Source organism: Longimicrobium sp., assembly GCF_036399935.1.
GTDB lineage: Bacteria > Gemmatimonadota > Gemmatimonadetes > Longimicrobiales > Longimicrobiaceae > Longimicrobium.
The window spans coordinates 95,727-118,701 of record NZ_DASWMD010000007.1 but is presented as its reverse complement, the minus strand read 5'-3'; the positions used below and the strand labels follow the sequence as shown (position 1 = coordinate 118,701).

The window sequence follows — 22,975 nt, the reverse complement described above, 5'->3', positions numbered from 1 at the left end:
GGCGCGCCGGATGGCGCGCCAAGCTGTGTTCGCCCGTCCATCCAGCCACGCCGTCGCTCACAGCGGCAGCGTGTAGGATACGCGTACCTGCGACCGTCCCGCGGGAGCGATGCGCAGCCCCCCTGCGGATGTGCGCGCCGGGCCGGAGCGCAGGGGGACGTTTTCCCAGCGGCTCCCCGGCGCGACGACCCCGATCACGCCGCCCGTCACCGCGCCCACGCCGCCGATCAGCACCGCGCCGAGCGCCATGCTTTCCTGCCGCGAGAACAGCTGGAAGTCGGAGCTCCCCCGCCAGTCGGCATAGCCCAGCGCCGCGCCGACGATGCCCCCCATCAACGCTCCGACACCCGCGCCCGTAAGCCCCGACCTCACGCGCGAGCCCGGGCCCACGCGAAGCTCCACCCGCCGCAGGTCGCCGCAGCGAACGGGGGGCCGCACGATCTCGCCGGACGCCGGGATGACGATCGCGGTATCCGTGGGCTGCACGGGCAGCGGCAGCCTGTAGGTGCCCTCGGTGCCGGAGTGAAGGCGGACGAGCGAGCCCGCGGCGAGTGTGGGACAGTTTCCCTGCGCGCGCAGGGCCGAAGGAAGAACGCAGAACAGGAGCAGGCCCAGCACCGAGCGGATGCGCATTCGTTTTCCTCTGCGGGTGATCGGAAGCCCGCGCCGCGCGTCCAGGCCAGCGCCCAGCGGCATCGCTCCGATGCGTGCGCGGGCCACGGCGCGAGGCCCCCGTTGGGACGCGCGCCGTAAGGGGAGGTTATCGCGAGGGGCCGGCGGGGCGCAACATCCGCTGCGCGGCGACCCTCCCGGCGGTCATGCGCGGCCCTGCAGCAGCGGCACCAGCGGCTCGTCGCGGGGGCCGTTCTCGTCGCAGACGGCGTAGGTGCCGCCCGGGTACAGCGACACGCCGGCGTGCTCGCCGCGCGCGTTCAGCACGTAGAACTGGATGCCGAAGTTGGGCGTTCCCCGCTCATTCAGCAGCCGGCGCTCCACCGTGTTCTGCACGATGCGCTTCAGCCCCTCCATCCCCGCGTCCCGGGGCGACATCCCCCGCCGCAGGTTCTCGACGATCAGGTACGACGTCAGGTTGTACAGGTTGGCCTCGCCGCGCCCCGTGCTCCCCGCCGCGCCCACGGCGTTGTCCACGTACAGCCCCGCGCCCAGCACGGGCGAGTCGCCCACGCGGCCGGGGATCTTCCACGCCAGGCCGCTCGTGGTCGTGCAGCCGCAGATGTCGCCCGCCGCGTTGATGGCGTTGCAGTTGATCGTGCCGTAGTAGTGGTGCGCATCGATCAGCCCCTCGGCCACCATCTGCAGCCCCGCCTCGTGGCCGGCCTGCGCGCGCGTTGCAGGGTCCGGGTAGCGCGCCGGATCCGTGCGCCGCTTCCACTCCAGCCACAGCCGGCGCGACTCGGGGGTGTTCAGGTCGTCCTCGATGGTGAAGCCCATCTGCCGCGCGAACCGCTGCGCGTTCTCGCCCACCAGCAGGTGATGGTCGGTGCTCTCCATCACCGCCCTGGCGACGAGTGAGGGCGTGCGCACGCCCTCCAGCGCCGCGACGCCGCCCGCGCGCCTGCGGGGCCCGTGCATCACCGAGGCGTCGAGCGACACCACGCCTTCCGCGTTGGGCAATCCGCCGTAGCCCACGCTGGAGTCGGCCGGATCCAGCTCGTTGAGGTTCACGCCGGCGATGATGGCGTCCAGCACGTCGGCGCCGGCCGTCATCCGCCTGAACGCCGTTTCTACCGCGGCCATGGGGCCGCCGTTGCGGATGTGGTTGCCGTTGCCGGACGCGATCACCACCGGCCGCGCGGCGGAGCGGACGATCACCGCGGGCGCGCCGGCCAGCGGCACGGGGAGCGCGGCGGCCACCCCGGCGGCTGCGCCGGTGCGTACGAAGTCACGGCGGGAGATCGGCCTGGTCATGGGCGCACGGGATCAGGGGGAGCGGCGGACGGGGTCGGCCAGCAGCCTATGGGGAAACCGGCGCGGGGGCAAGCGGAGCGAACCGTAGCCGGGCTCACGTGGTTGCGTCGCGATCGAAGCTCGAGGTTCGCCGTACTGTGCTCTCGTTCGGCTTCGCCGTGCAGGATTACACCGGAACCAGGACACTGCAGCAGGTCAGGCCCGCCTCCGCCTTCGCCAGCTCGTCGGCTTCGATGGTGCGGACGGTGAAGCCCCGCTCCTCCAGCCGCTCCCGCGTTTGCGGAAACGCAGCGGGATAGAGAAGCACCTGGCCAACCCGGAGCGCGTTCGCCGCGAACGGCTCGTCCGGGTGCACCTCGACACGATCCAGCCCTTCGAACATGGCGGCGTCGATCCAGGCCGGGTTCAGGAGCACGGTGCGCTCGCCGATCTGGGTGACGGCCGTCTTCAGGTGCAGACAGCCCGTGAGGGTGACGGATCGAAGCTCATATCCAAAGCCCGAGACGATCCTCTCCAGCTGACGGATTCCATCGGCGTTCGTGCGCTCCGACAGCCCCACCCAGATGCGGGAGCCCAGGACCAGAACGTCGCCTCCGTCGAGCGTGCCCGGAGCTTCGATGAAGGCCAGGCGGCGGTAAGGCCGAAGCGCCTCCGCGACGGAGGCTACTTCGGCGCGGCGCGACTCCGCACCCGGACGGGCGACGATGGCGAGCTCCGGGAGCACGACCGCCGTGTCCTCGACGAACACCGAATCCGGCAGCTCCGGTGCGGGAGGGAGCCGCTGGAGGCTGCAGCCGAGTTCCACGAGCGCCTCCTCGTAGCGGCGGTGCTGCTCCATTGCACGAGCCAGGTCGATGGGCTCGCGCTCCAGGTGCGTGAGTTCGCAGTGGACGATGCTCGGCGGAACGGCTTGCGTCAGCGCGATCAGCATGGAGAAGATCGATGGATTTGGATCTGCACAGGGGTCGTAAGCTCAGGCGCGGCGGACGGCACCGCAAGTTCATCGGCCGGGCAGACATCGTCGGGAGGCGCCAGCCGAACCAAATCGCCCAGCCGTCCACGGCGAGCGCGAAAGACGACCGGCCCCGCGGCAACTGCGCGGGCCAGTCCTGTTTTCGGTGCCGATGGGTGCGGCCGGAACGCGCCCACCTGCCGTCCGGATCAGAAGCTGACTCCGATCCCGAACGCCTTGTAGCTCCCGGTCGTGAGCGCCGCGCGCAGCGTGCCGCCGACCGGCAGCGACACGTCGACGCCCCAGTCCACCACCGCGCGACCTTCCCACGGACCCACGTACGGAGCGGGCCCGGAGTGATGCTCCAGCACCACGCGCGGGGTCATGTACGGGCGAATCCTCCCGCCATCATAGGCGATGCTGAAGCCCACCGGTGCGCTGACCACCGTCTCGGCGTTCACCCCGACACCCAGCCCCGTGACCAGCGAAGCGCGTACGGGTCCGCCGGCCTGCGGGTTCAGCGGCATCGCGTAGTCGATCCCGGCCATGTACGCGATGGCGCGCCTGCCGGCCACGCCCGCGGTGCCCTGGCTGAACGGACCCGTACCCATCCCGTCCATGATGCCGACCCGCAGGCGCAGGTCCGCACGAGCCGCGAAGGGCCTGACCGCGACGGCGAGACCCTGCCCCGCTCCGTTCGCGTCGCTGGACAAGATCTCGAACCGCGACTGCTCCAGCGGCGAGCTGAACAGCGGCCCGCCCCACTGCTGCGCGTGTGCCGGCACCGTGGCGAGAACGGCGGCGGCGGTGACGGGAATCAGACGAGAAAGACGCATGGGCATGGCTCCGTGAAGGAGTGTGGATGGATACGGACGCGTCAGGCTACACGCCATGCATCACCACAGTTCCCACGCAGAAACCCGCCCGAAATCCAGCAAAATCGCCGGTGGAACGTTCCGACACGGACCCTAGAAAGTTCCAATTCATCCCTGCGCGGCGGCCCAACTCGCCCGGTCGTGCTGGCGCATGGTCGCTTGCGTCACTTCCACACGGCCGCGGGAGAGGATTCAGGACGAAGCGACACGTCGAGGGGAGATGAAATCCATGGACGGCCGGAGGGCCACACTGCAGCCGCGGGAGGAAACCCTGCGGGTGCCAAGCGGCTGGCGACGCACAGCCGAAAACCTGTCCGGCCCGTCGCGTGGCAACCAGCGCCATCGTTGCGCTGCGCTCAATACGTGTAGAGCACGACCCGCTCTCCAGATTCGGCCGCGTGCCGGGCGGCACTCCGTGCTTCCTCGATCTCCGTGCGGAAGAACTCGAGAAATCCTCCCTGCTCCAACCGGAGCGGTGTGTCCCGGAACAGCTGCTCGAAGTCCGCCGCGGAGAGGCTGTACATCTGCTCTCCATTCCTGTCCGCGCGCGAAGCAGGACCAATCTTCGGCACCACGCCGTCGAGCATGGGTGGTGAGTAGGGAACCCACCGGCTGCGTGCCGCCCACTCCGCGAGATCGAGCTTCCAGACAATCAGCTCCTCGTAGACGGATTCCACGCCGTACGTTTCCCCGCCCCACCGAAAGTACCCGGCGTCACTCGCCCAGGTCTCTCCGTCCGCCAGGACTCGCCAGATCTGGAACAGGACGGGAAGCGGCTCCGGTGCGGCTTCGAGTCGCTCGATCACCGTCTCCCACCAGCGGAAGAACTCCGCACCCTCTACTTCCGTGTCGTCCGGAAGGTATCGAAACGGGTTGTCCAGGCCCCGGCTTTCCAGGACCTGGAGAGCATCGTCGCAAAAGAGCGTGGTGAACCGCGAGGAGGCGGCGAACTCGCCGCGCCCGCATGCGCACCGAAAGCAGATGTGCCGCGACAAAGGGTCATTTGCGCAGGGTGGAGAGTGTCCGAAAGCCTGGCCGGCATCGGTCAGGATGTACTCGCCGGCGCCGAGCCCTCGTCCTGCGGCAACTCACGCCGGGTGGCGCGCTCCAGCACGGCTCGCCAATTACTGCCGGCGAGCCCGGCTCCCACAAGTAGGTCTCGCCAGTCGGCAGCCCCTCGGGCGAGCGCCGCATCCAGCTGGGCGCGATCGCCCCTGGAGCGCAGAAGCGCGGCCATTTGCACTCGCTCGCGAAGTTCGGCCCAGCTTTGTTCCGCTGGCGGCTCGCGGAGCGTCCCTAGCTGCTCAAGAACGCCGGCTTGGTCCGCCGGAAACACGGCCGCAACGTATTCCCTGACGAGCGGAGAGACTCTTTCCATGAGACCGAGGACTCCAGTTCAGTGGCGTTCACCCCGCACCCCGGGCTCGCTCCTCGCTTCGGCGCTTGAGCCCGGCCGCTTCCTCGGCAAGGTACCGCTCGTTGAGCCCCCGCATCATCCAGCCGATGACCCGCCCCAGGAAGCCGGCGAACGTCACGGAGAGCGTCACCCGGGAGCGGAGGCCCCCGGGCATCGGCTCTGCCCAGTGATTCGCCTCGACGGTCGCGCCGGGAGAGCGGCTGAAGAGCCGAAACCCTCGCCCGGGTTCGAGCGCCGTGACCGTCCACTCGGCGGGCGGCACCTTGGGCTGCACGATGCGCAGACGGTGGCCGAGGGCCAACGGGGCGCCGTCGTCACCCAGCCGCTCTACCCGCGTGACCGTGGGCGTCCACTCGGGCCAGCGCTCCACCTCGTTCAGCACCGCAAACACCACTTCCGGGGGAGCGTCGACGTCCGTCGTGATGCTGAAGTGCATTCCTCGCCTCCGATTCAGTATCCGCGTGCGCTGCAACCCGTGTCAGGCAGAGGTGCCGAAGCGCCGCGCCGTCTGCATTCGAGCCTTCCGCAACTCATCCTCGCGGTTCCGCGGCGAGGACTTCGTCTCGATGGAGTCGACGAGTCGTCGCGCACTCGCGGTGATCTCTTCAACCGCCCGATCGAAGGCCTCTTCGTTCGCGCGTGAAGGGTGCGTCGTCCCGCTCAGTTTCCGCACGAACTGAAGTGCGGACGCGCGCACCTCGGCATCGGTGGCGGGCGGCTCGAAGTTGGCCAGTGTCTTGATGTTTCGGCACATAGGCCTCGCTCCGGTTGCAGGTGGGGGAAAATCGCGGTGCCGGCGAACGCTCCGGTTCAGCTACGGACGGCCTCCGGTCGCCGGCCGGTATGGCGCGAGGAGCGCTGTTCGGCGGCGCCGGATCAGCTGCGCGCCGACCCCGATCACCAGGAGCGTGGCCACGGCCACCGTGATGCCGAACGCCATCCCCTGCCCCGGGCGCGGCCGCAGCGCCGGCATTCGCGTGGCAATTTCCGACACGGCAGCCGCGGCCAAGCCCACGTAGGACCACGTCATCCACTGGTAGTGCCGCTCCAGTGCACGTGCACGCGCCACGGGATCGCGGCGCGCCCGCGCCCGGCGTGCTCCGAGCGCCGCGGCGGTGCCTGCTACGACGGTGACGAAGCTGAAGATGGCGCCCACGTGGAACGGTCCGAACCGCCCGAACAGGCGATAGATCAGGAGCGCGGTCCCGTTGAGCAGGAGCATGCTCACCACGTATACCCACCCGACCTGCCGGTGGCGACGCGTGCCCTTGCGGGTCAGGAGCACCGCCGCGCCCGCTACGAGCGCGGTCGAAGCCGCGATGGTGTGGGTCCAGCCGAGAGAGATCATCCCTGCCCTACGGCTGCTGGCGCTGGAGGTTTCGGGCAGGTACTCCAACGGCCGTCCGCCCCTCACCGCGTTGCGGGGCCGCCGCGCAAGACTGCCGTGCGGCCGAAGCGTGGACGGACTGCATCGCCAGCTTCACCGCAAGGTCAGGTGGGCGGCGCACCGGCGCACGCCTGGCCGATCGCCGGGTCGCTCGGCCGGCGCGGATCGACTTCTACCCGCCATACCCGGGTCGTGTCACTCGCCGTCGCGCGCGAGAGCGGGACGACGCCGGACCGGGCGAAGGTGGGCCACACGTTGCCGACGACCATCGCCAGGTGCGGGAACCGGCACAGCACGATGTACGAGCCGGTCCCATCATCCCCGTGATCCACGACGATGACCCCGGCCGAATCGAGTGCCCGCACCGCGCCGGCGCGCATGGGGATGAGCGTGCCGTCGGGGAACCGCAGGCTGTCCCCGGTCGCCGCCCACAAGTCCGCGGGTTCGGCCCGGTGAAGGCTGTCGCCGTAGACGTCGTATTCCGTCTGGATCGCCCAGAGCGTCACGCCGGGCGCGTCGAAGCGCAGCGCCGGCGGGGTCGTTCCGCCAACGCCCACCGTGTCCACGCGAGCCGTCGGGCAGAGCTGCCAGAGCACGTCGAGCGGCGCTCGCGCCGGGAGCCCGGCGAGGGTGTCGGCCGCGAGGCGGGCGCCGCTGGCCACCGGGCAGGCGCCAGCAGACGGCGCGGCGTCGCGGACGACAGCATCCGCCGCCGCGCCCGGGGGCGGGCTCGATCGATCGCTACAGGCTATGGGGGTGAACACCACGAGCGCGAACCCTGCCAGGTACGCGCGCCGCAGTCGGAGAAGCCGATGTGGCACCGGATCACTCGAGGTTCAGGGGTGAGCGCCCGGCGCGCGAGGCTGTCGCCGGCCTAAGCACGGGCGGGCCCGCATACCGGGCAGCCGATCGCCAGGCCGGAAGTACGCCCGGCGGAGGTGTGCCTGGCTCCTCCGCTCGTCCATGGCCGCAGAAGCCGGCATCACGAGCGCAGCCCCAGGGCGGCGCGGCCCTTTTCACCCGCGAACAGGAATCCGGTGCGCAGTACCCGGCGCCAGTTTCTCGCCCGGACGCCGTCGCTGAAGTTCTCCGCCAGGCAGTCCACGAAGATCTTCGTCAGCGCCGCCAGCCCGCGATGGAACGCCGCTTCGGCCGCCGGGTCGCCCTGCACCAGCGGCCACTGGCGGTCGTAGACGGTACGAATGCTACGCAGCATGCGCTCCCCGTCGCGGGACGAGCTGGCGCTGTAGCGGCGGTAGCGCGTCACCGCGGGCTCCTCGTAGCACCAGGCCGGGTACGCGCGCGCCACCCGCAGGTAGAAGTCCAGGTCGTCCGCGCCCCAGGGATCGCGAAAGCCCCCTACGGCCTCCACGGCCTCGCGCCGGAACATCGCCGAGGAGGGCGGGATGATGTACCAGTCGAAGCCGAGCAGGATGTCGTACAGCCAGGGTTCGCGCGGCAGGCTGGCCACGCCCCACGGGACGGGAGTTCCCTCGTACGTCATCTCCTCGCGCCGTCCGATGACGAATCCGCATTCGGGATGCTCCGCGAACGCACGGAGCCCCGCCTCCAGGGCCTGGGGCAGCAGGTGGTCGTCGGCATCGAGAAACACGAAGTACCGGCCGCGGCTCGCACGGATGCCGGTGTTGCGGGCCACGGCCGATCCGCCGTTGGCCTGCCGCAGCGTGACCGTGCCGGCGTGCCGGGCGGTGATGGCGGCGACGTCGAGGGGCGATCCGTCGTCCACCACCACGATCTCGTAGTCGCGGCACGTCTGCGCGGCCACCGTGTGCAGCGTCTCGTCGAGCAGTTCCGCCTGCTTGGGCGTCGCGACGTAGCACGGGATGACGATGGATACGAGCGGCACGGGAGTGTGCGTCCCGTCCTCCGGACCGGGCAGCGCCACGGGTGCATCTTCGGGTGCGGTCATCGAGCTCTCAGCAGAGGTGTGCCTCGCTTGGGCGCACGCAGGTCGTTGGATGGGAGGTCCCGCGCCGCCTGCGCGCGGGCGCGCGACGTCAGCTGCAGCGCCCGGGTCGGCCGCGGTCACCCGTTCAGCACCAGAATCATCAGGATGTAAAGCACTCCCGCCCTGACGAGCACCACGGCTCCAGGCATTCCTTCTGGTTGGAGTGTGCACAGCCGCGGCCAGCGTGGATGGTGCCACACGGTAACGGACTGTCCCACAGACAGGGTTTCCGCATGACCCTGATAGACCAGGGAAAAGCGCCAATGTCCCAGCCCGAACCGCACCCTTCTCCCTACGTAGCGCTTGTGGGACACCTGATACGTGTACCGCAGTTTACGCAGGGTCCAGGAAAAGCCGTCCTCGCCAATGATCTCGTCGGCCGTCAAGGTGGTAACCGTCCCGCGGACCTGGGGCCAGGATGTAACGCTGAAGCCGAGCCATGCCAGGTACACCGTGGCAGCCAGCAGCAGGGCGCCCGCGCCATAAATGAGGACCTGGTCACCGGAGCAGTCGCACATGGGAGGGGGCACACGGGGGACGGAAGCCGCCGAAGGAGGCAAAGGTCAGGGGTGCGGGGCCGGCGCGCAAGTCTGGTCGGCCGGAGCATGGACGCCCCCGCATCCCCTGCAGCCGGTTGTCAGTTTGCGGACGGTGTGGAGCCGTGAGTTGCGGACGCGCGGCGCCCGTGGCTCGCCTACTGACTGGTGTACCCACCGTCGGCGCTGACCAGCGCCCCGGTCATGAACGCGCAATCATCGGACAGCAGGAACAGGACGGCCCTGCCGATCTCCTCCGGCGTTCCGAGCCGCTGGATCGGCTGTGCCTGTCGCAGCATTGCATGGATCTCCTCGACCGGCATGCCGCTCATCTGGTGAAATCGTTCGATCGATGGGGCAAGCATCGGGGTATCGATCGTTCCGGGGCAGATGCAGTTGACCCGCACGTTGTAGGGAGCGTAGTCGATCGCGCTGCTCTTGGTGAGTTGCCCCAGCGCCGCCTTGCTCATTCCATAGACCGTGCTGGACCCCTTGCCGACGAATACCTGGTCCGATCCCATGAGGACGACATTCCCGTAGCGCTGCTTCCTCATCACGGGGAGAACTTCTTTCAGTACGTAAAAAGGACCCTTCAGGTTGATGGCCAGTACTCGTTCGAACTCCTCGATGCTGGTTTCCTCGATGTTGGCGAACAAGTGAACGCCCGCGGCGACGAATAGCAGGTCGATCCTGCCTTCCTGGTCCACGACGTTCCTGACGCACCGGCCAACCTGGTCGTAGTTCTGGACGTCGCACGACTGGAACGAGCCGTCCGCTGTCGGCGTGATGTCGAGCACGTGAGTGCGGCAGCCCTCGGCCGTCAGCAGCCGCACCACGGCGTTGCCCATGCCGGACGCTCCGCCCACTACCAACGCCACCTTGTCCTTGAACTCGGCCCTGTTCTGCATCGAGCGTCCTTGTTCTTGTTCTAGCGGTTGCCGGGCGCACTCGAGCGGACAAAAGAACGTCGCCGTCTAGGGCCGTGCCGTTCACGACCTCCTGGCGCGCGCACCATGGAGCACGCTCGGCCAAGCGCGAGAGTCGGGCCAGGTGACGACATCGCTCCAGGCGTCATCGACCGAATCCATCCAACGCCCTGAATCATTTCGATGCACGTCAATGCAGCAATGCCGCACCTGAGGCGGTGCCGACAACAGACGAGGGGAGGTAGGTGGTGATCTCGAGCTGGTGCCCATCAGGATCCTCGAAGTAGACCGAATGGGCAGCATCATGGTCCTGGAAGCGGAAGGGAATCCCCCGGCGCTGGAGCTCCTCCTGGGCAGCCACGAAGTTCGGCTGATCGACACGGAACGCGATGTGGCGCACACAAATCGTGTCGCGGCCGGGTGGCGGGTGGGGAGCCGGGCTCGCTACCGGGAAGAGGGCGAGCGAGGTGCCGCCCACGCCCACGACAGCCGGAAAGCTCCCCCAGACTTCCTGATACAGCCGCCGTAGCCCAAGAACCTCCTGGTACCAGCGCACAGAGCGCTCGACATCGCGCACCAAGAGGGCAACATGGTCAATGCACTCCAGCTGGAACATGGCCGTATTCCGGTGCGAGGTCTACCGACACCAGGCAGGGCAGCCGCAGGAGGAATCACCTGCGGCTGCCGTGACGTATGCGAGGCCGCACCCGGCGCAAAGTTTCTCGAAATCTTGAACTGCCCCACGTCCGCCGGGATGACTGGCGTTTACGAGCTTCCGACGAAGTGCACGCGTAAGCTATATCGTTGCTGCCCGGAACTGACCCCGAGTCCGCCGCCTTGAGACACTTCGAACCTGACGCCCGTCTGCTGTTGCAGGACTCCCGCGAGCTGCTGAGCATCCGCCGCAGCATTCGCGTCGTAGTAGAGCACGGTCGATCGGGGAGCCAGCCAAGAAGGACGCCGAGAGAGCGGTCCGCCGCGAACGACTGTGTATCCTCTGTCCCGGATGGCTTGCTGCATCGACTGACACTGTGCTTGCGCTACGGAGTAGCAGTATCCCGCCACCGTGTAACTCGCCCGTCCGGCAGACTTGATCTGTTCCTGGACTTTCGCGGGAAGCGGCAAGAGGCGCGTAGCTTGGTGAACCGACTCCACCTGCTGCGATAGATTTGCTCTCACGGCTTCGAGTGCTATGACTTCCGCGCGCAGGGATTCATTCCGCCGGCTTAGCGAGTCGCGTCGCAGATTCAGGGATTGCACCTCAACATTTATGCTGTCGCGAACGTGCGCTGCCTTCTCGCGGTCTAGCTCAGCACGTTCTTTCCGGATGGACGATAAGGCATTCTGGCCAACGACTCCGCCGAGAGCGATCACAAAGCTCAAGATACTTACCCAAAAGCTGGGCTGCTCGTAGAACCGACGTCTCAACTGCTCGATCTCGAGCTTCATCTTCTCGATCTCCCAACGGAGTTTTTCCTCCGACATGGCTTTCTCCTTTCCAGATGGGATCTATTCGCGTTCTAACGACACAAGGGTGGCCCGCAAGCTTTTCCTCCGCCCAAAGGCATGGCGGGAATGTCATCCCCTTACATCACCCGCATCTGCACCACGTACGAACTCTAGCCGAACTCTGCGCGGAAGCGGCCCGACTTTCACCGAGGACCGAGAGCAGGAGCAGCATGATCACGGTCCAGGGGCAAGGCTTCATGATTCGCTCACAGGAGTGTGGGGTTGGAGCAGCCGGCCGGCACAAGGTTCAGGGAGAGCCCCGTGCATTGCACCGCGCAGTGGACGGTACCGGCGCATGGGCTCCGGTCAGGGCATCGTCGTCACCCTCGCGACGTTTTCGCAAGCGGGGCCGTTCTCATCGAGGATGTTGGCCGTCACGTCGCTCGTGAACCACGACTTGTACGTCGCTTCGTCGATGAGGAAGTCGGTCATGGGCTTCGTCGAGTTCTTGACGCTCAGGTTGTACGGATCGTCGCCGTGATCCATGTACAGGTTCTCGGTGGGAAAGTACGCGAGCGCGTGGCCGCACACCCAGACCGGGCGCACCGGAATGTTCGCGGCTTTCAGAACCGCGGTATAGAAGCCGAGGGACCCGTGGCAGCCGGCCGTCCAGCGGGCGAAGCCGTTGTTCACGTCGGTCGTTCCGGCGATGATCGAAGAGATGGGCGGATAGCCGTAGTACTGCCAGATGTCGTAGAAATTCTCGTACGTATCGGTGCCTTCGAAGTGCCTGAGGTTCTTCCGCGCCCACTCCAGCACGTTTCCGATCGTCGCGAGCCTCGTGCTGCCGATGAGGTTGTTCTTCTTCATGAACTGGCTGTAGATCCACCGCGGCGGGCCGTAGCCGGTGTGGGCCTGGTTGCCGACCCGCTTGTTGGAAACGAAGATGCGGTAGGTGCCGATCAGGAAGTCGCCGGCGTTGGTACCCATCAGGGCGCTGTCGAACAGTGCAGCCAGCGAGTCGGCGTTGTACGAGAGGATGGACCAGTTCGGGAAGATTCCGTGAAGTTCGGCGGCCAGCGCATGTGCCACGCTCTCGTAATACAGCTTCCAGCCGTACGAGAGTTTCACCTTCATCAGGGCTACCGAGCTGTCGACAGGATTGTTCGGCGGCGCGAGGAGGTTCTCCGGCTTGTCGGTCAGCGGCGCGTCGTCGCTCATCTTGGAGGCCGACCCGTAGCTGAACCAGCTGTAGGCGTTCTGGAACGCCGCGGCGAGGTCGTCTTTCTGCGCCTGGCTCCAGGCAGGATAGGAGATTTTCTGCGCTGCGGTCGGTGTGTCGTATCCGATCGTATTGGCGACCGACTGCCACTTCAGCGCGTTGGCGATGGTGGGGTGCTGCGCAAGCCAGGCCCCGATGTCGGGCGGCGCAGGATACTTTGTGTTGTTCGGGTCGCCGGGACAGTTCACCGTGAAGTGGGCGAGCGCGCCAGACGGAGGAACGGCCGCGTCGCCAGCCGGCACGCTCTCGAAGTGGATGCTCGTCCAGCCGCAATAGGTTTTGCCCAGCATCCAGTAATAGTCGGGCTTGTCCTGGTTGTAGGGAAGGTCGTATTCCCCTGCTGCCCCGAAAGTCTTTTGTAAGATCTTGCCGCTCCTGGCACCATCGCTTCGAACGTAGCGATAGTAGTAGGTCCCTGCAGCGGGTACCGAAATCCTGAACTTGAAGGTGACCGTCTTGGGACAGGCCAGCCCCGCGCCTGGGAGCGTCGCGCGTGCCGAGAATACGGTGGGTAACATGGAGTTCTCCTGTCGTGTCGGGATCGCGACCCCCGTGTTTCGTCAGTTGCGCAACACCAGGGCACCATGAGCTTTGACGCCAGCGGCCAACCTGGTAGGAGGGGAATGCAAACCCGCAACTCTCGAACGCCTCATTCAATTCAGCAACACCGATGCGGCCTGACGACACAAGGGTGAGCGGTGCGGGGCCGCCACGCAAGGCTGTCGTTCAGCCGAAAGCATGGACGGCGCAGCATCCCCTGCAGCCGGTGGTCAGGCCGGAGTCGCCTCGATGCGCCGTGGCGCGAAGCCCGGTTCAGCGGTGAGGCTGCCGTGCGTAGTGCCTCCTCAGCAGATCACCTCCGAAATCGTTCTCCAGATCGCGCCAGACGGTGTGGACGTGGTTCGCGTTGCTCTGGGCGTTGTCGTACTCCACCAGCACGGTAGGTCCGTGGATGCGGTAGTAGTGCGGCTCGCGGGGCTGGTGCGCCCCGGCCCACACGAAGTGCAGGCGCTCGAACCCGGCCTCTTCGATACGCTGCAACTGCCTGGCTGCCGCGGAGTCCGCCATCCGTCCGGCGTACAATTCCAGCAACCGGCGCAGCTGCCGCTGCTGCGCAGTCGTCATCTCGGCCGCGGGCAGGCCGGCGAAGGCCATGGGTCGCACCACGGAAACGTTGCGGGTGAGAATGTCCTCGGAGGGCTGCGCGGCGATGGTGGCGCGGGCGCGCTGTCCAGGATCCAGCATGTGCAGCAGCTCGAAGGCGAGGTCCTCTTCCGCGGCGAGCAGCCGGGTCCCTGCCCGCGGGCCGCTGGGGACGCGCGCCGGGTTCGCCCCCATGAAGAGCGGCGCGACGATCTGCCCGTGTGGCCCAAGATCCGTAACGTTCACCGAGAGGTGATGGCCCTCGAAGCTCCAGCCCCAGGGGTGCGTACCACCATCCGGCCCGGCGAAAAGTGCCAGGAAGTAGAGCTCCGGATCGCGCTGGGGGCCCCAGGGGCTGCCCGCCGCTCCTTCCAGCTCGCGGAGAATGCCCTCGAGCTCGATGATGCCCCGCGCGAGCCCGGTGCCGCGCTCGCTCAGACCGGTGCCCAGGAACTCGAACGCTGCTGCACGCTGCCCGGCATCCATCATCTGCAGAGGGATGCCGGTGCGCCTCTCCGGAACGTACGCCCACCGGATGCGCTCCGGATGGTCGAAGGGAAACGAGGCGGCGGCACGCTGCCGATCGTTCAGCGTGGAGAGGAACGTCCGTGCGGTCCCGGCCCATGCAGATGTGTCGGTGCCGGATGCTCCGCCCGCGGGCCGGGGCGGTTGGGCACCGCAGCCGAGAAGCGCCACGGTGAGCACGGCGGAGAACAGGCCCGCCAACCTGGGCCGGACGTACGTGATAACATTCGCCATGGATCCAACGGAAAAGGGAAGCGCTCCAGCCGGGCGCGGTGAGCCTGCCCAAAGCAGCCACGGGACACGAGTACCCCGGGGCAGCCGCAGGTCGCCGATCCCCGCGCCTAACCACACAATCGTCAGCGTGGCGGGGCTGCCGCGCAAGCGAGTCGACAGCGGCACTCTTGACTTCCCCCAATGGTTCGTTATTTATGCGCCATAATGTATTCCTGCAGCGCATTGATCGCGAAAATTTTGATGGACACCAACAAGGGCATCGGCTCTGGCATCTCGAACTACAAGTACATTTCCGCTAAGGAACGGCCACGATGCGGCTCAGAAACTACGTCAGGCAGGCTGGGATCGCCCTTGTGGCAATCGGCGTCGCACTCACGCTCCCGGCGTGCGAAGGCAACCTCTTCGGCACGTACCAGGGTCCCGCTCCAGCGTCCGCCGATCTGATCAACGAAGCAGCGGTCGTGCGGTCGGTGTTGCGTGATCCCGCGGGTGAGCGCCAGGGGCTGGTGTCGCTGGTGCACCTGGACCGGCTGGCGTACCAGCAGCCCGGGCGAAGCGGCGACATCAACCGGGTGGTGGCGCTGCTGCACGGCGACGACGGGCCGTCGCTGGATTCGCTAAGGCTCGAGGTTGGTGACACGGTGGCGGTGAACACCCGGTTCCTAGGCGTTACGCTGTCGGGGCCTGGACCGGGAAAGATTCCCGGATGGGCCGGCTACAAGTACCTGGAATACCCCATCGCTGGGCACCGCCTGCGCTCGATCTCCAGGTGAGGGCACAAGCCATACGGGTCACACGGGTCTACCTGACCCAACCATCGGCCGTACCTCAAACGGCGCGCGGAAGGTTGGTCCGGAGGCTCGGCCCCTGAGACGAACCAGGGTGACACACACGGCAGCCGCGGGAGCGCTTACCTGCGGCTGCGCCGATGTTTGTCCGGCGCGTAAAGCCCTTGCTAGCTCAGGCGCGTCGGGACGGGGACGACTTACGCGTTCACGGATCGGGAAAGGGCGGATTCCCGATCGCCCCGCCCGTCAGCGGCGGCTGGCACGTGCCTCAACGGCGCGCAGGCTGTCGGCTAGCTCCGCTTCCGGCCACCAGCGCCCGTTTGCCATCACGCCGGCACGCCGTGCCAGGTTGCGGACGTCATCGAGGGGGTTGGCCTCCAGGAGAAGCAGGTCGGCGCGCCCGCCCTCCACCACTCTTCCGCCCCCCGGCGTTCCCAGGAAGGCGGCCGGCGCCGCTGTCGCGGCGTGCAGCGCGTCGTACGGCGTGAGCCCCGCCTCGACGAGCTCGGCGACCTCGCGGTGCAGCGAGAAGCCGGGGACCACGAGCGAGCGCAGCGAAGCGTCGGTTCCGGTCATCACCCTCACCCCTGCCGCCTGGAAAGCGTGCACCATCCGGCGCTGGAAGCGGAGATTGCTCCGCATAGACGCCTGCTGCCCGTCGGAGAGCGTCGACCAGTAGGGGTGCCGCTCCGCCGTCAGAACCCTTCGCCGCGAGGCGGGCAGGAACCGCACGTCGGGCTGGGCGGTGATCACACTCGTGCTGTCGGCCACGCCGAGCTGCAGCAGAAGGTGGATGTACCAGAGGGTGGTGGTGACCGCAACGCCGGAGTCCGCCACCCGCCGCGCCACCCCGGGGAGAAGGCTGTCTCGGGCGGCCCACGCGCCGGCCTTCGTCACCCGGAAGAAGTGCGTGTAGTTGAACTCCTCCACATGGTCCACGGAGCTCCGGCCGCGGAGGTTGACCTCGAGCGGCAGGTTCCGAGCGAAGTGCCCCGCCAGCGGGAGCCCCACCGAGTCAGTGGCGCGGGTGACCGCCTCGTACGCGGCTGCCGACCACTCCGGGCCGGAGTAGAGCTTCACGCAGTCGTACCCCGCGCGGTGCTGCGCCGCCACCGCGGCGCGGGCCGAGGCGGGCGAGCGGCCGCGCGAGAGCCGCCGCAGCCAGGCGGGCTGATCCGGAGCCACCGCGGGGCGTCCGAGCACCGAGACGCGGCCGAAGAGCTGCGGCCCGCAACTCCGGATCGCGGGCCCCGCCGCCGAGCCGGCCGCTACCCGCTCCCGCTCCCGCCAGGCCAGGTGGACGGGGCGGCCGTCCATGTTGCGCACCGTCGTCACGCCGTTGGCCAAGTAGAGCAGCATCTCGTCGCGGAGGCGCTCCCCGTCCGCCGCGAGGTGCACGTGCATGTCCGACAACCCGGGCATCAGGTAGCGGCCGCGCCCCTCGATCCGGCGCGCGTCGGCTGGCACCGGCGTCGTCGCCGCGGGTCCCACCGTCGCGATGCGCCCATCGCGTACCACCACCGTCTGATCGCGCAGTACCTGCGGTGCGTCCATCGGCAGCAGGTGCACGCCGACGAATGCCACCACGTCGGGCGGCGGCGCGGGTGTGGCCCGCGGCGCTGTGGAGGAGGAGGCACAGGCGGTAAGGAGGAGGGTGGGGAGCAGACGGCGCGCGTCCATGTACTACCTTGGATGGGGTGGGGCTACCGGCGATGGGGCTTCGGCGAGGTCGTCGAGAATGCCACTGGTTCAGAAATATGCTCAGCTCTGCATCGATTGTGACCTAAGGTTGGCCGCGGGAGGACTTGCCCGCCCGGAACCGGTTCTGCCAACGGGCCAACTTCCAGGCCCAGTGCACTACTTTGCCCAGCCATACCGGGGTCGGGGCTGCCGCACCGGGCTGTCGGGAGCCCAGGCGCTCAGGAGAGATTTGCGCAAAGAGAAAGTTCTCCGAAGGAACTGGGGCGCCGGCCTGCCTTCGGAGCAGTGCGATTTGTCCTGCGTGTGTCATTGCGTCGGAGAACGGCCCCTGGAGCAATTGCTCGTAGGAAATCTCCCGTATCGGTGTTCCCGAGGCGAGATGTGCTGCGAGATCGGCGATGATCTCGTGGAACCGCTCGATCTCACTCTCGAAGCTCGGCAGGGGCTCAGCGCGAAACACTCCACCGACAAAGAATGTACGCGCATACCCCAGCACACTGGCCATGTGGCGGACTAACTCGCACGGCGTCCGGACGCCGGAGCCCGCCTGGAACTCGGCGAAGCTCGGGGGTGCATCGCGAAGAGCTTTCTGTGTGCGGTAGGCGAGTGCCGCGAGGAAGTGCCTCAACAGAGAGCGAGTCTCATCCACTTTCGGCGCTCGTTCAGAAGGGCCGGCCTCACTGGGACGGGTTCAGGCGTGCAGGGCCGCGACGAACTTCCAGGTCGAAAGGATGCCCGGCCGTGCATCAGCCGCGGTCATCTGTCGCGTGCTGAGCTTTCGCCGGTGAGGCGCTGAACGCCACTCGCCGGTCAGTCCAGCGTTGGCAATATGCGAGAAGCCTCTTACAGTAGCCCTGCTCGGCGGCGCGGGTCAAGCGGAGGAGGTGCGCAATCGGGGCTGGGAATCAGCCGGAGCCAGCCGGCGCTCGGGCAAGCTCGGCACGCAACCATTCGCGCACGTCGGATCCCGCTACTTCTTCCAGGTGCTGCAGCAGTTCCGGCGTCGTCTGCACGTGCTCGGTCATGTAGCGCTGCAGGAACAGGTCGAACCGCTCGGTACCAATCCTTTCCTCCAGCCGGGAAAGCAGCCAAGGGCCTCGCCGGTACATCAGGAAGTACGTTGGCCGGCGTGTGCTTTCCGGTGTCCACACGGGGCCGTGCGCCCGCCCGCCCTCTTCCCACCGTGCTACCTGCGCCTGGAACACCGCCTCACCGAATCTCTCCCGCAGGAACCGAGCGGAGGCGTACTCGGCGAAGGCTTCCATCATCCAGTGGTGCGGCGAGAACGATCCCGCGCTACGCGTCCAGAAGTGCGCCAGCTCGTGACACAGAAACCCGTGCACCGCCACGGAATCGCTGGGGTCGATCTGGCTGAGCACGATATAATTCTTTCGCGCGTACCCTGGCCCGGTTCGCCCCGCGAGCACCAGGGTTCCCTGCGGCAGCCGCTCCCGAACGCCGAAGCGTGAGTCCAGGTACGCCGCACAGTTCTCCGCCGCGCGCAGGATCGGCTCGGCGGCATCCCCACCTGCGCCGCGATACAGTGCGGTAAAGTGGCCGGAGCGCGCCGCATGGAAGTCAGGGGCCGCCGAAAACGCCACATCCACCTGCGGAACGGTGTTGCGGACGAGGTGTGCCCCATCCGTGAACGCCACTCCGCCGCTCGCGGCCACCCGCCAGCCAGAGGGCAGGCCGATCCGCAAGGTCCCGGTCATCACGTGGTCGAGCGAGGCGACCACGGGGTGCCAATTCGAATCCAGGTTCAGCTCCACGTACTCGGGGGTGATCCGGTTGATGCCGTCGGACGAGAACTCCGGCTTTCCCGACCACGCGATGTCGAGCGACACGGGTGAACCTGGGGCCGCGGCCGAGTCGATCTCGATCACGACGGTGTTCCACACGGGGGCGAGGTCAGACGCTTCTACCCGGTGAGCCCGCACTCCCGTTCCGGTGATGCTCCGGACCTGCAGCCCTCGGTTGAGCAGCAGCTTCACGCGTCGCGCCGAGCTGTCGGACAATACGAGGCGAATGGTAGACCGCCCATTCAGCGTTCCCGCCGCGAGGTCCAGACCGACGTCCGTCTCATACACAACGTGTCCCGGGGCGGGAGCCGTCGCTTGCACTTCCACGACTGCGCGTACGGGTCCACGCGCCGGCAAGCACCCGGCCGACACGATCGTGACAGCGAGCGCGCCAAGCCGGCGGAAGCGCCGAACGGTGGAACTTGCGCGGCGCGCCGATGTGGGATCTCGAGGCGGTGGCTCGAGCCTACGACTGGAGGTCGGCATTCCAGCGTCCTGGGGTTCAAGGGTCAGAGATCGCGGGCATCCGTTGGATGCATCCGCGCTCCCGAACGTTTACCCCGCCGAACCAAAGCCCCGCAGCGAAATCGCCGCGGGGCAGACCGTCAACTGTCCATCGAGCGCGCCGTCTTCAGCCGTGTGACGTCGACGGGCTCGCTGGTGGGGATGTCGCGGCTGCCCTTGAGCATGGCCTTCTTTACCTCACGGATTCGCCTTGGTGATGCGGACCTCGCGCTCAAACGTTCGTCGACGCATCATGGAGCCTTCTTACATCCATTCAGCCTCGTGCGGAAAAGGGATCGCAACGCGAGAGACCATCTGCGCCGCCGCCGGAACGACGTCAGAGCTTGCCGCCAGTAACACTCGGGGCCCGATCAACACGAAATTCATTCGAGACGGGTAGCTCGGGTATTCTCTCGCCCGAAGGACGCCGGTTAGAGTTGTAACTCGCGTACACCTGGTATACCAATCGATAGTCTCCAAGGATATCTACCACGGAAAAGCGGGGATGCCCACTGGCGTAATGCCGAACCCGCAGCGTATCCGTCCGTGTGGCGCCTGGCGCGAGCGTTTGGAGTCTTTCCGGTGCGACCGGCGAACACAATGGCTCATAGGCGCGAACCCATTCACCATCGATCCGTTTCTCTAGCCACCACTGCGGGGGCATCCGCTCGCACTCTGCCAGGTGCACGGTTCTCTCAGTCGAATTGCGGTACACGGCTACAATCTCGAAGAACTCCTCGGGATCGCCCTCGGCGGCTCGCCGAAGCGTATACGTTCGACGATCCGTCTGAATGGGCAGATGTGTGCCGACGGCCGGTTGCGGCTGTAGCGTTGCTTCATGCGGGGCGGCGCAAGCCATCGCAAGGACAGCAAGCGAAGCAGTCACACGTTTCTGGACCCGCATGGCTCTCCAGTGGTTGTCCGGTGAGGGGGAGGGACAGGGTCCAGCCGAGAAAGGCTGGATCGGTCCAGGCGAAGCGAAGTCCCGTTCAGGCGTGCTCCGCCACGCTGCTCGTCAACAATTCGGGAAATCCGGGTTGCCCTCAACGCAATCGTACGCGTACAACGTCCCGAGATCCCGCTCAATGTTGTACCACGCACTCATTCCCCCGGCTGAACCCCAGAGGATCCCCCGCAGATACACCCATCCCGAGGCCGTCGGGTGCATCGAGAATACGGGACCGCCGCTGTCTCCCTCTGCTGCACGAATATCGAAGATGTCCTGGCACGCCAACTGTTTGCCGACCTGTGGATAAGAGAAGATGCAGGTCTGGCTGATCTTGCCGGACTGCCACCCGGCTACATAGCCTTGCTTGTGCAGGATTTCCCCCCACTCCGGATACGAGATCTCTCCAGCGATGTTGTATTCCGGATACGTGCTGTTGATTGTAGTCGGAAACGACAGGCTCGTACGAGCGATCCTGCCATACGACCATCGGTCGCGTTCCCACAACCCGAGCAGCGCGTCACTCCACCTGCACAGATAATTTGCCTCGCAGTTGAAAGTATCGGTCGTGAATGGCGGGTCGAGAATTTCTTTGCCGATGTACGCCGAAGACCTGCGAACCGCCTGGTAGAATGGTGTATTGTCGAGCTCCCCCCGGCGTGAGCTGCAGTGAGCTGCCGTGACGAAAGTCTGCTGCCATCCCGCGGCTGTATTCCGCCACGCACTGAATCCCAAAGTGCATCCGTATGTGTTTCCGCTGGACGAGGCCCATTCCACCTTGAAGCCGCCGGGTACGTACCGGAGTCGGAAAGAGTGGTTACGGCAGCTTGGCGCGGTTGCTGGATGATCGTCACAGCCTCGGCAGTTATGCCAAGCTGGACCACAGCCCCCCTAACTCTTGCAGCGGTTTCATCGTCTTCTACACCCACCACTACGCGGTTCGTACGTTCCTGCACGTCCAACGACACCAGGCCGGGAAAACTTGCGACCGCGGCGTTGACCTGTGAACGATACTGCAACAGAGTTGGGAAGTCGTACTGGGCCTGAAGGATCTGAATATTTGCTACGTCCGGCCGGCCACGCTCTCCCACGCTGACCCTACGGTTTTGCAGTGCGGGTAGGAGCGCGGTTACTGCTGCTGCGCTTGGTCGGATCCATCAGCCAGACATTCGGGCGTCCCCGTTCATCGTAGAACCAGCCGCCGAAACCACCGGGAACGACCGTCGCCATGTGAGCGAACTCAGCGTCGAGGGTCGGAAATCGGCGAGCGGTGACGCGCTGCTGCTCAGGTGCCCGTCCAGCTGCATGCGCTGGCTGGCCCTCGGCTGGGTGGGTCTCCAGAACCAGCAAGGCCGGCAGGATCACTACTGTGTACCATCGATTGAGGTGCAACATACCATCACTTTCTGCGTCGACATGAAAATTCCGCAGCTACTCACGGAATCGACTAAACACCTTTGGGGGCAAATATTATTCCTTGGAGGCAGCAACGTTCGATCGGCGTGAGGCCCGTTGGCCACAATAATCAAAAATGCCGCCAGAGCGACGATAGGGCCCGTCTGCCGCTGGCAGCGGACGGGACCACCTGTTTGGCACCTGTCGGCCTACAAAAAGACCGGCCCTGCGGCGATGCCGCGGGCCAGTCGTGTTCCGTCGAGCGGCGCCGCGCCCTCAGCCGTGCGACGTCGCCGGCTGGCGGATGAAGATGTCGCGGCTGCCCTTGAGGATCGCCTTCTTCACCTCGCTGATCGCCTTGGTGATGCGGATCTAGCGCTCGAACGGCTGGCTGCAGGACCGCGGATAATGCGTCAATCACATACGTATACGCATCGGAATCGTGCCAACGCGGAGAGTGTTCACAACGTTACGTAGATGCTCGACGACTATGCGCATGCTGCCGCGGCGTACAGTTGAGGATGGGGCTCATCGTCGTTATCCGACGTCAGGCGTACGTTCAAGGGATGTAAACTTCACGTGTCTTTTGGCGTCTGGAGCGTTCTCGCTTAAGCCAGCAGGACAGCGGCGAAACTCAAGACTACGGCCGAGGCGCCTAGAACCAAAGCTCCAGCTGCAACCCAGAGAAGACGGCGGCATCGTCTTAGATCGTGCATCTGCTCTTCACGCTCTCGCGTAAGGCGCTCGCGGTCAGCGGCCTTTTCTTCGGGTGTCCAGTGCTCAGCGTTGGCTCGCTTCAGCAGGCGCAGAATGGTTACTTGATGAGAAAGGCAGTCGGTAGAGAAAAACCGATGGGCAAGCGCCGATGCGGCAGCAACACCGAGAGAAACAACACCCACCCCCAGTAGCCATCGAAATTTCACGAGCTTCTCGAAAAAATCCGACGGCTGCGCATTATTGAGCGCTAGGTTCGAAAGCAAGAAGCCGTATCCAGCAATTCCCAAGAGGGCCAGGCGCACGAGCTCGGCGGAGAACCCTTGGTACTTGTCGGTGATCTCAAAATCAGAGCGGAATGCGTCCTCGGAGAGCGAGATATCGACGAGTGAGCGCGCTGGAAGGCGATGCATAATTGGAATATCACGTGGGGGATCGCGGGCCTAACGCCTAACGCTTCACGGGCTCAGGGTGCGGGCTGGAGGACCGCGCGGACAAAGG

The 22,975-nt window shown here is 66.4% G+C and carries 23 protein-coding genes; 1 reads left to right on the top strand and 22 read right to left on the bottom strand.

From position 1 onward, the window contains the following. Nucleotides 1-57 precede the first annotated feature (57 nt). The 16 genes from VGB24_RS02715 to VGB24_RS02640 all read right to left on the bottom strand — a co-directional run bounded on the left by VGB24_RS02715 (nt 58) and on the right by VGB24_RS02640 (nt 14,624). A complete protein-coding gene (locus tag VGB24_RS02715; protein WP_331071418.1) occupies nt 58-633 on the bottom strand; it encodes a hypothetical protein in 576 nt (191 codons plus the stop codon). A 183-nt stretch (nt 634-816) separates the two neighbouring features. Continuing rightward, nucleotides 817-1,929, bottom strand: coding sequence for a N(4)-(beta-N-acetylglucosaminyl)-L-asparaginase (locus tag VGB24_RS02710; protein WP_331071417.1), 1,113 nt, complete (start codon nt 1,927-1,929; stop codon nt 817-819). Between the two features lie 166 nt (nt 1,930-2,095). Then, a complete protein-coding gene (locus VGB24_RS02705) occupies nt 2,096-2,860 on the bottom strand; it encodes a dimethylarginine dimethylaminohydrolase family protein (protein ID WP_331071416.1) in 765 nt (254 codons plus the stop codon). A 230-nt stretch (nt 2,861-3,090) separates the two neighbouring features. Beyond that, a complete protein-coding gene (locus VGB24_RS02700; protein WP_331071415.1) occupies nt 3,091-3,717 on the bottom strand; it encodes a hypothetical protein in 627 nt (208 codons plus the stop codon). Nucleotides 3,718-4,112: 395 nt separating this feature from the next. After that, nucleotides 4,113-4,751: a hypothetical protein gene (locus tag VGB24_RS02695; protein ID WP_331071414.1), complete on the bottom strand. Its 639-nt coding sequence runs from the start codon at nt 4,749-4,751 to the stop codon at nt 4,113-4,115. Between the two features lie 411 nt (nt 4,752-5,162). Continuing rightward, on the bottom strand, nt 5,163-5,609 hold the full coding sequence (locus VGB24_RS02690; RefSeq protein WP_331071413.1) for an SRPBCC family protein: 447 nt from the start codon (nt 5,607-5,609) through the stop codon (nt 5,163-5,165). A gap of 42 nt (nt 5,610-5,651) precedes the next feature. Continuing rightward, a complete protein-coding gene (locus tag VGB24_RS02685) occupies nt 5,652-5,927 on the bottom strand; it encodes a DUF2277 domain-containing protein (RefSeq protein WP_331071412.1) in 276 nt (91 codons plus the stop codon). Between the two features lie 60 nt (nt 5,928-5,987). Next, nucleotides 5,988-6,521, bottom strand: a complete 534-nt coding sequence (locus VGB24_RS02680) for a DUF2306 domain-containing protein (protein ID WP_331071411.1) — start codon at nt 6,519-6,521, stop codon at nt 5,988-5,990. 143 nt (nt 6,522-6,664) lie between these two features. Beyond that, entirely contained in the window at nt 6,665-7,381 is a 717-nt protein-coding gene (locus VGB24_RS02675; RefSeq protein ID WP_331071410.1) for a hypothetical protein, read from the bottom strand. A gap of 161 nt (nt 7,382-7,542) precedes the next feature. Next, nucleotides 7,543-8,490, bottom strand: a complete 948-nt coding sequence (locus VGB24_RS02670) for a glycosyltransferase family A protein (RefSeq protein WP_331071409.1) — start codon at nt 8,488-8,490, stop codon at nt 7,543-7,545. A gap of 116 nt (nt 8,491-8,606) precedes the next feature. Next, the gene (locus tag VGB24_RS02665) at nt 8,607-9,047 is read right to left on the bottom strand and encodes a DUF3592 domain-containing protein (protein ID WP_331071408.1); all 441 of its coding nucleotides are present in this window, start codon (nt 9,045-9,047) and stop codon (nt 8,607-8,609) included. Between the two features lie 176 nt (nt 9,048-9,223). Further along, entirely contained in the window at nt 9,224-9,973 is a 750-nt protein-coding gene (locus VGB24_RS02660; protein WP_331071407.1) for an SDR family oxidoreductase, read from the bottom strand. A gap of 208 nt (nt 9,974-10,181) precedes the next feature. Continuing rightward, nucleotides 10,182-10,607: a VOC family protein gene (locus VGB24_RS02655; RefSeq protein ID WP_331071406.1), complete on the bottom strand. Its 426-nt coding sequence runs from the start codon at nt 10,605-10,607 to the stop codon at nt 10,182-10,184. Between the two features lie 149 nt (nt 10,608-10,756). After that, nucleotides 10,757-11,476, bottom strand: coding sequence for a hypothetical protein (locus VGB24_RS02650; RefSeq protein WP_331071405.1), 720 nt, complete (start codon nt 11,474-11,476; stop codon nt 10,757-10,759). A gap of 330 nt (nt 11,477-11,806) precedes the next feature. Continuing rightward, nucleotides 11,807-13,240, bottom strand: coding sequence for a hypothetical protein (locus VGB24_RS02645; protein ID WP_331071404.1), 1,434 nt, complete (start codon nt 13,238-13,240; stop codon nt 11,807-11,809). Between the two features lie 295 nt (nt 13,241-13,535). Further along, complete coding sequence (locus VGB24_RS02640) at nt 13,536-14,624, bottom strand: DUF3500 domain-containing protein (protein WP_331071403.1); 1,089 nt, start codon at nt 14,622-14,624, stop codon at nt 13,536-13,538. Between the two features lie 311 nt (nt 14,625-14,935). On the opposite strand from VGB24_RS02640, the gene VGB24_RS02635 reads away from it, so the two are divergent. After that, nucleotides 14,936-15,397, top strand: a complete 462-nt coding sequence (locus VGB24_RS02635; RefSeq protein WP_331071402.1) for a hypothetical protein — start codon at nt 14,936-14,938, stop codon at nt 15,395-15,397. Nucleotides 15,398-15,658: 261 nt separating this feature from the next. On the opposite strand, the gene VGB24_RS02630 is transcribed toward VGB24_RS02635, so the two are convergent. The 6 genes from VGB24_RS02630 to VGB24_RS02605 all read right to left on the bottom strand — a co-directional run bounded on the left by VGB24_RS02630 (nt 15,659) and on the right by VGB24_RS02605 (nt 22,887). Then, the gene (locus VGB24_RS02630) at nt 15,659-17,092 is read right to left on the bottom strand and encodes an amidohydrolase family protein (RefSeq protein WP_331071401.1); all 1,434 of its coding nucleotides are present in this window, start codon (nt 17,090-17,092) and stop codon (nt 15,659-15,661) included. Nucleotides 17,093-17,195: 103 nt separating this feature from the next. Further along, on the bottom strand, nt 17,196-17,762 hold the full coding sequence (locus VGB24_RS02625) for a hypothetical protein (RefSeq protein ID WP_331071400.1): 567 nt from the start codon (nt 17,760-17,762) through the stop codon (nt 17,196-17,198). A gap of 256 nt (nt 17,763-18,018) precedes the next feature. After that, the gene (locus tag VGB24_RS02620) at nt 18,019-19,107 is read right to left on the bottom strand and encodes a M1 family aminopeptidase (RefSeq protein ID WP_331071399.1); all 1,089 of its coding nucleotides are present in this window, start codon (nt 19,105-19,107) and stop codon (nt 18,019-18,021) included. Between the two features lie 413 nt (nt 19,108-19,520). Beyond that, nucleotides 19,521-19,655: a hypothetical protein gene (locus tag VGB24_RS02615; RefSeq protein ID WP_331071398.1), complete on the bottom strand. Its 135-nt coding sequence runs from the start codon at nt 19,653-19,655 to the stop codon at nt 19,521-19,523. A 779-nt stretch (nt 19,656-20,434) separates the two neighbouring features. Beyond that, nucleotides 20,435-21,142, bottom strand: a complete 708-nt coding sequence (locus VGB24_RS02610) for a hypothetical protein (protein WP_331071397.1) — start codon at nt 21,140-21,142, stop codon at nt 20,435-20,437. Nucleotides 21,143-22,368: 1,226 nt separating this feature from the next. After that, nucleotides 22,369-22,887 (bottom strand): hypothetical protein, encoded by a 519-nt coding sequence (locus tag VGB24_RS02605; protein ID WP_331071396.1) that lies wholly within the window; start codon nt 22,885-22,887, stop codon nt 22,369-22,371. Nucleotides 22,888-22,975: the final 88 nt, after the last annotated feature.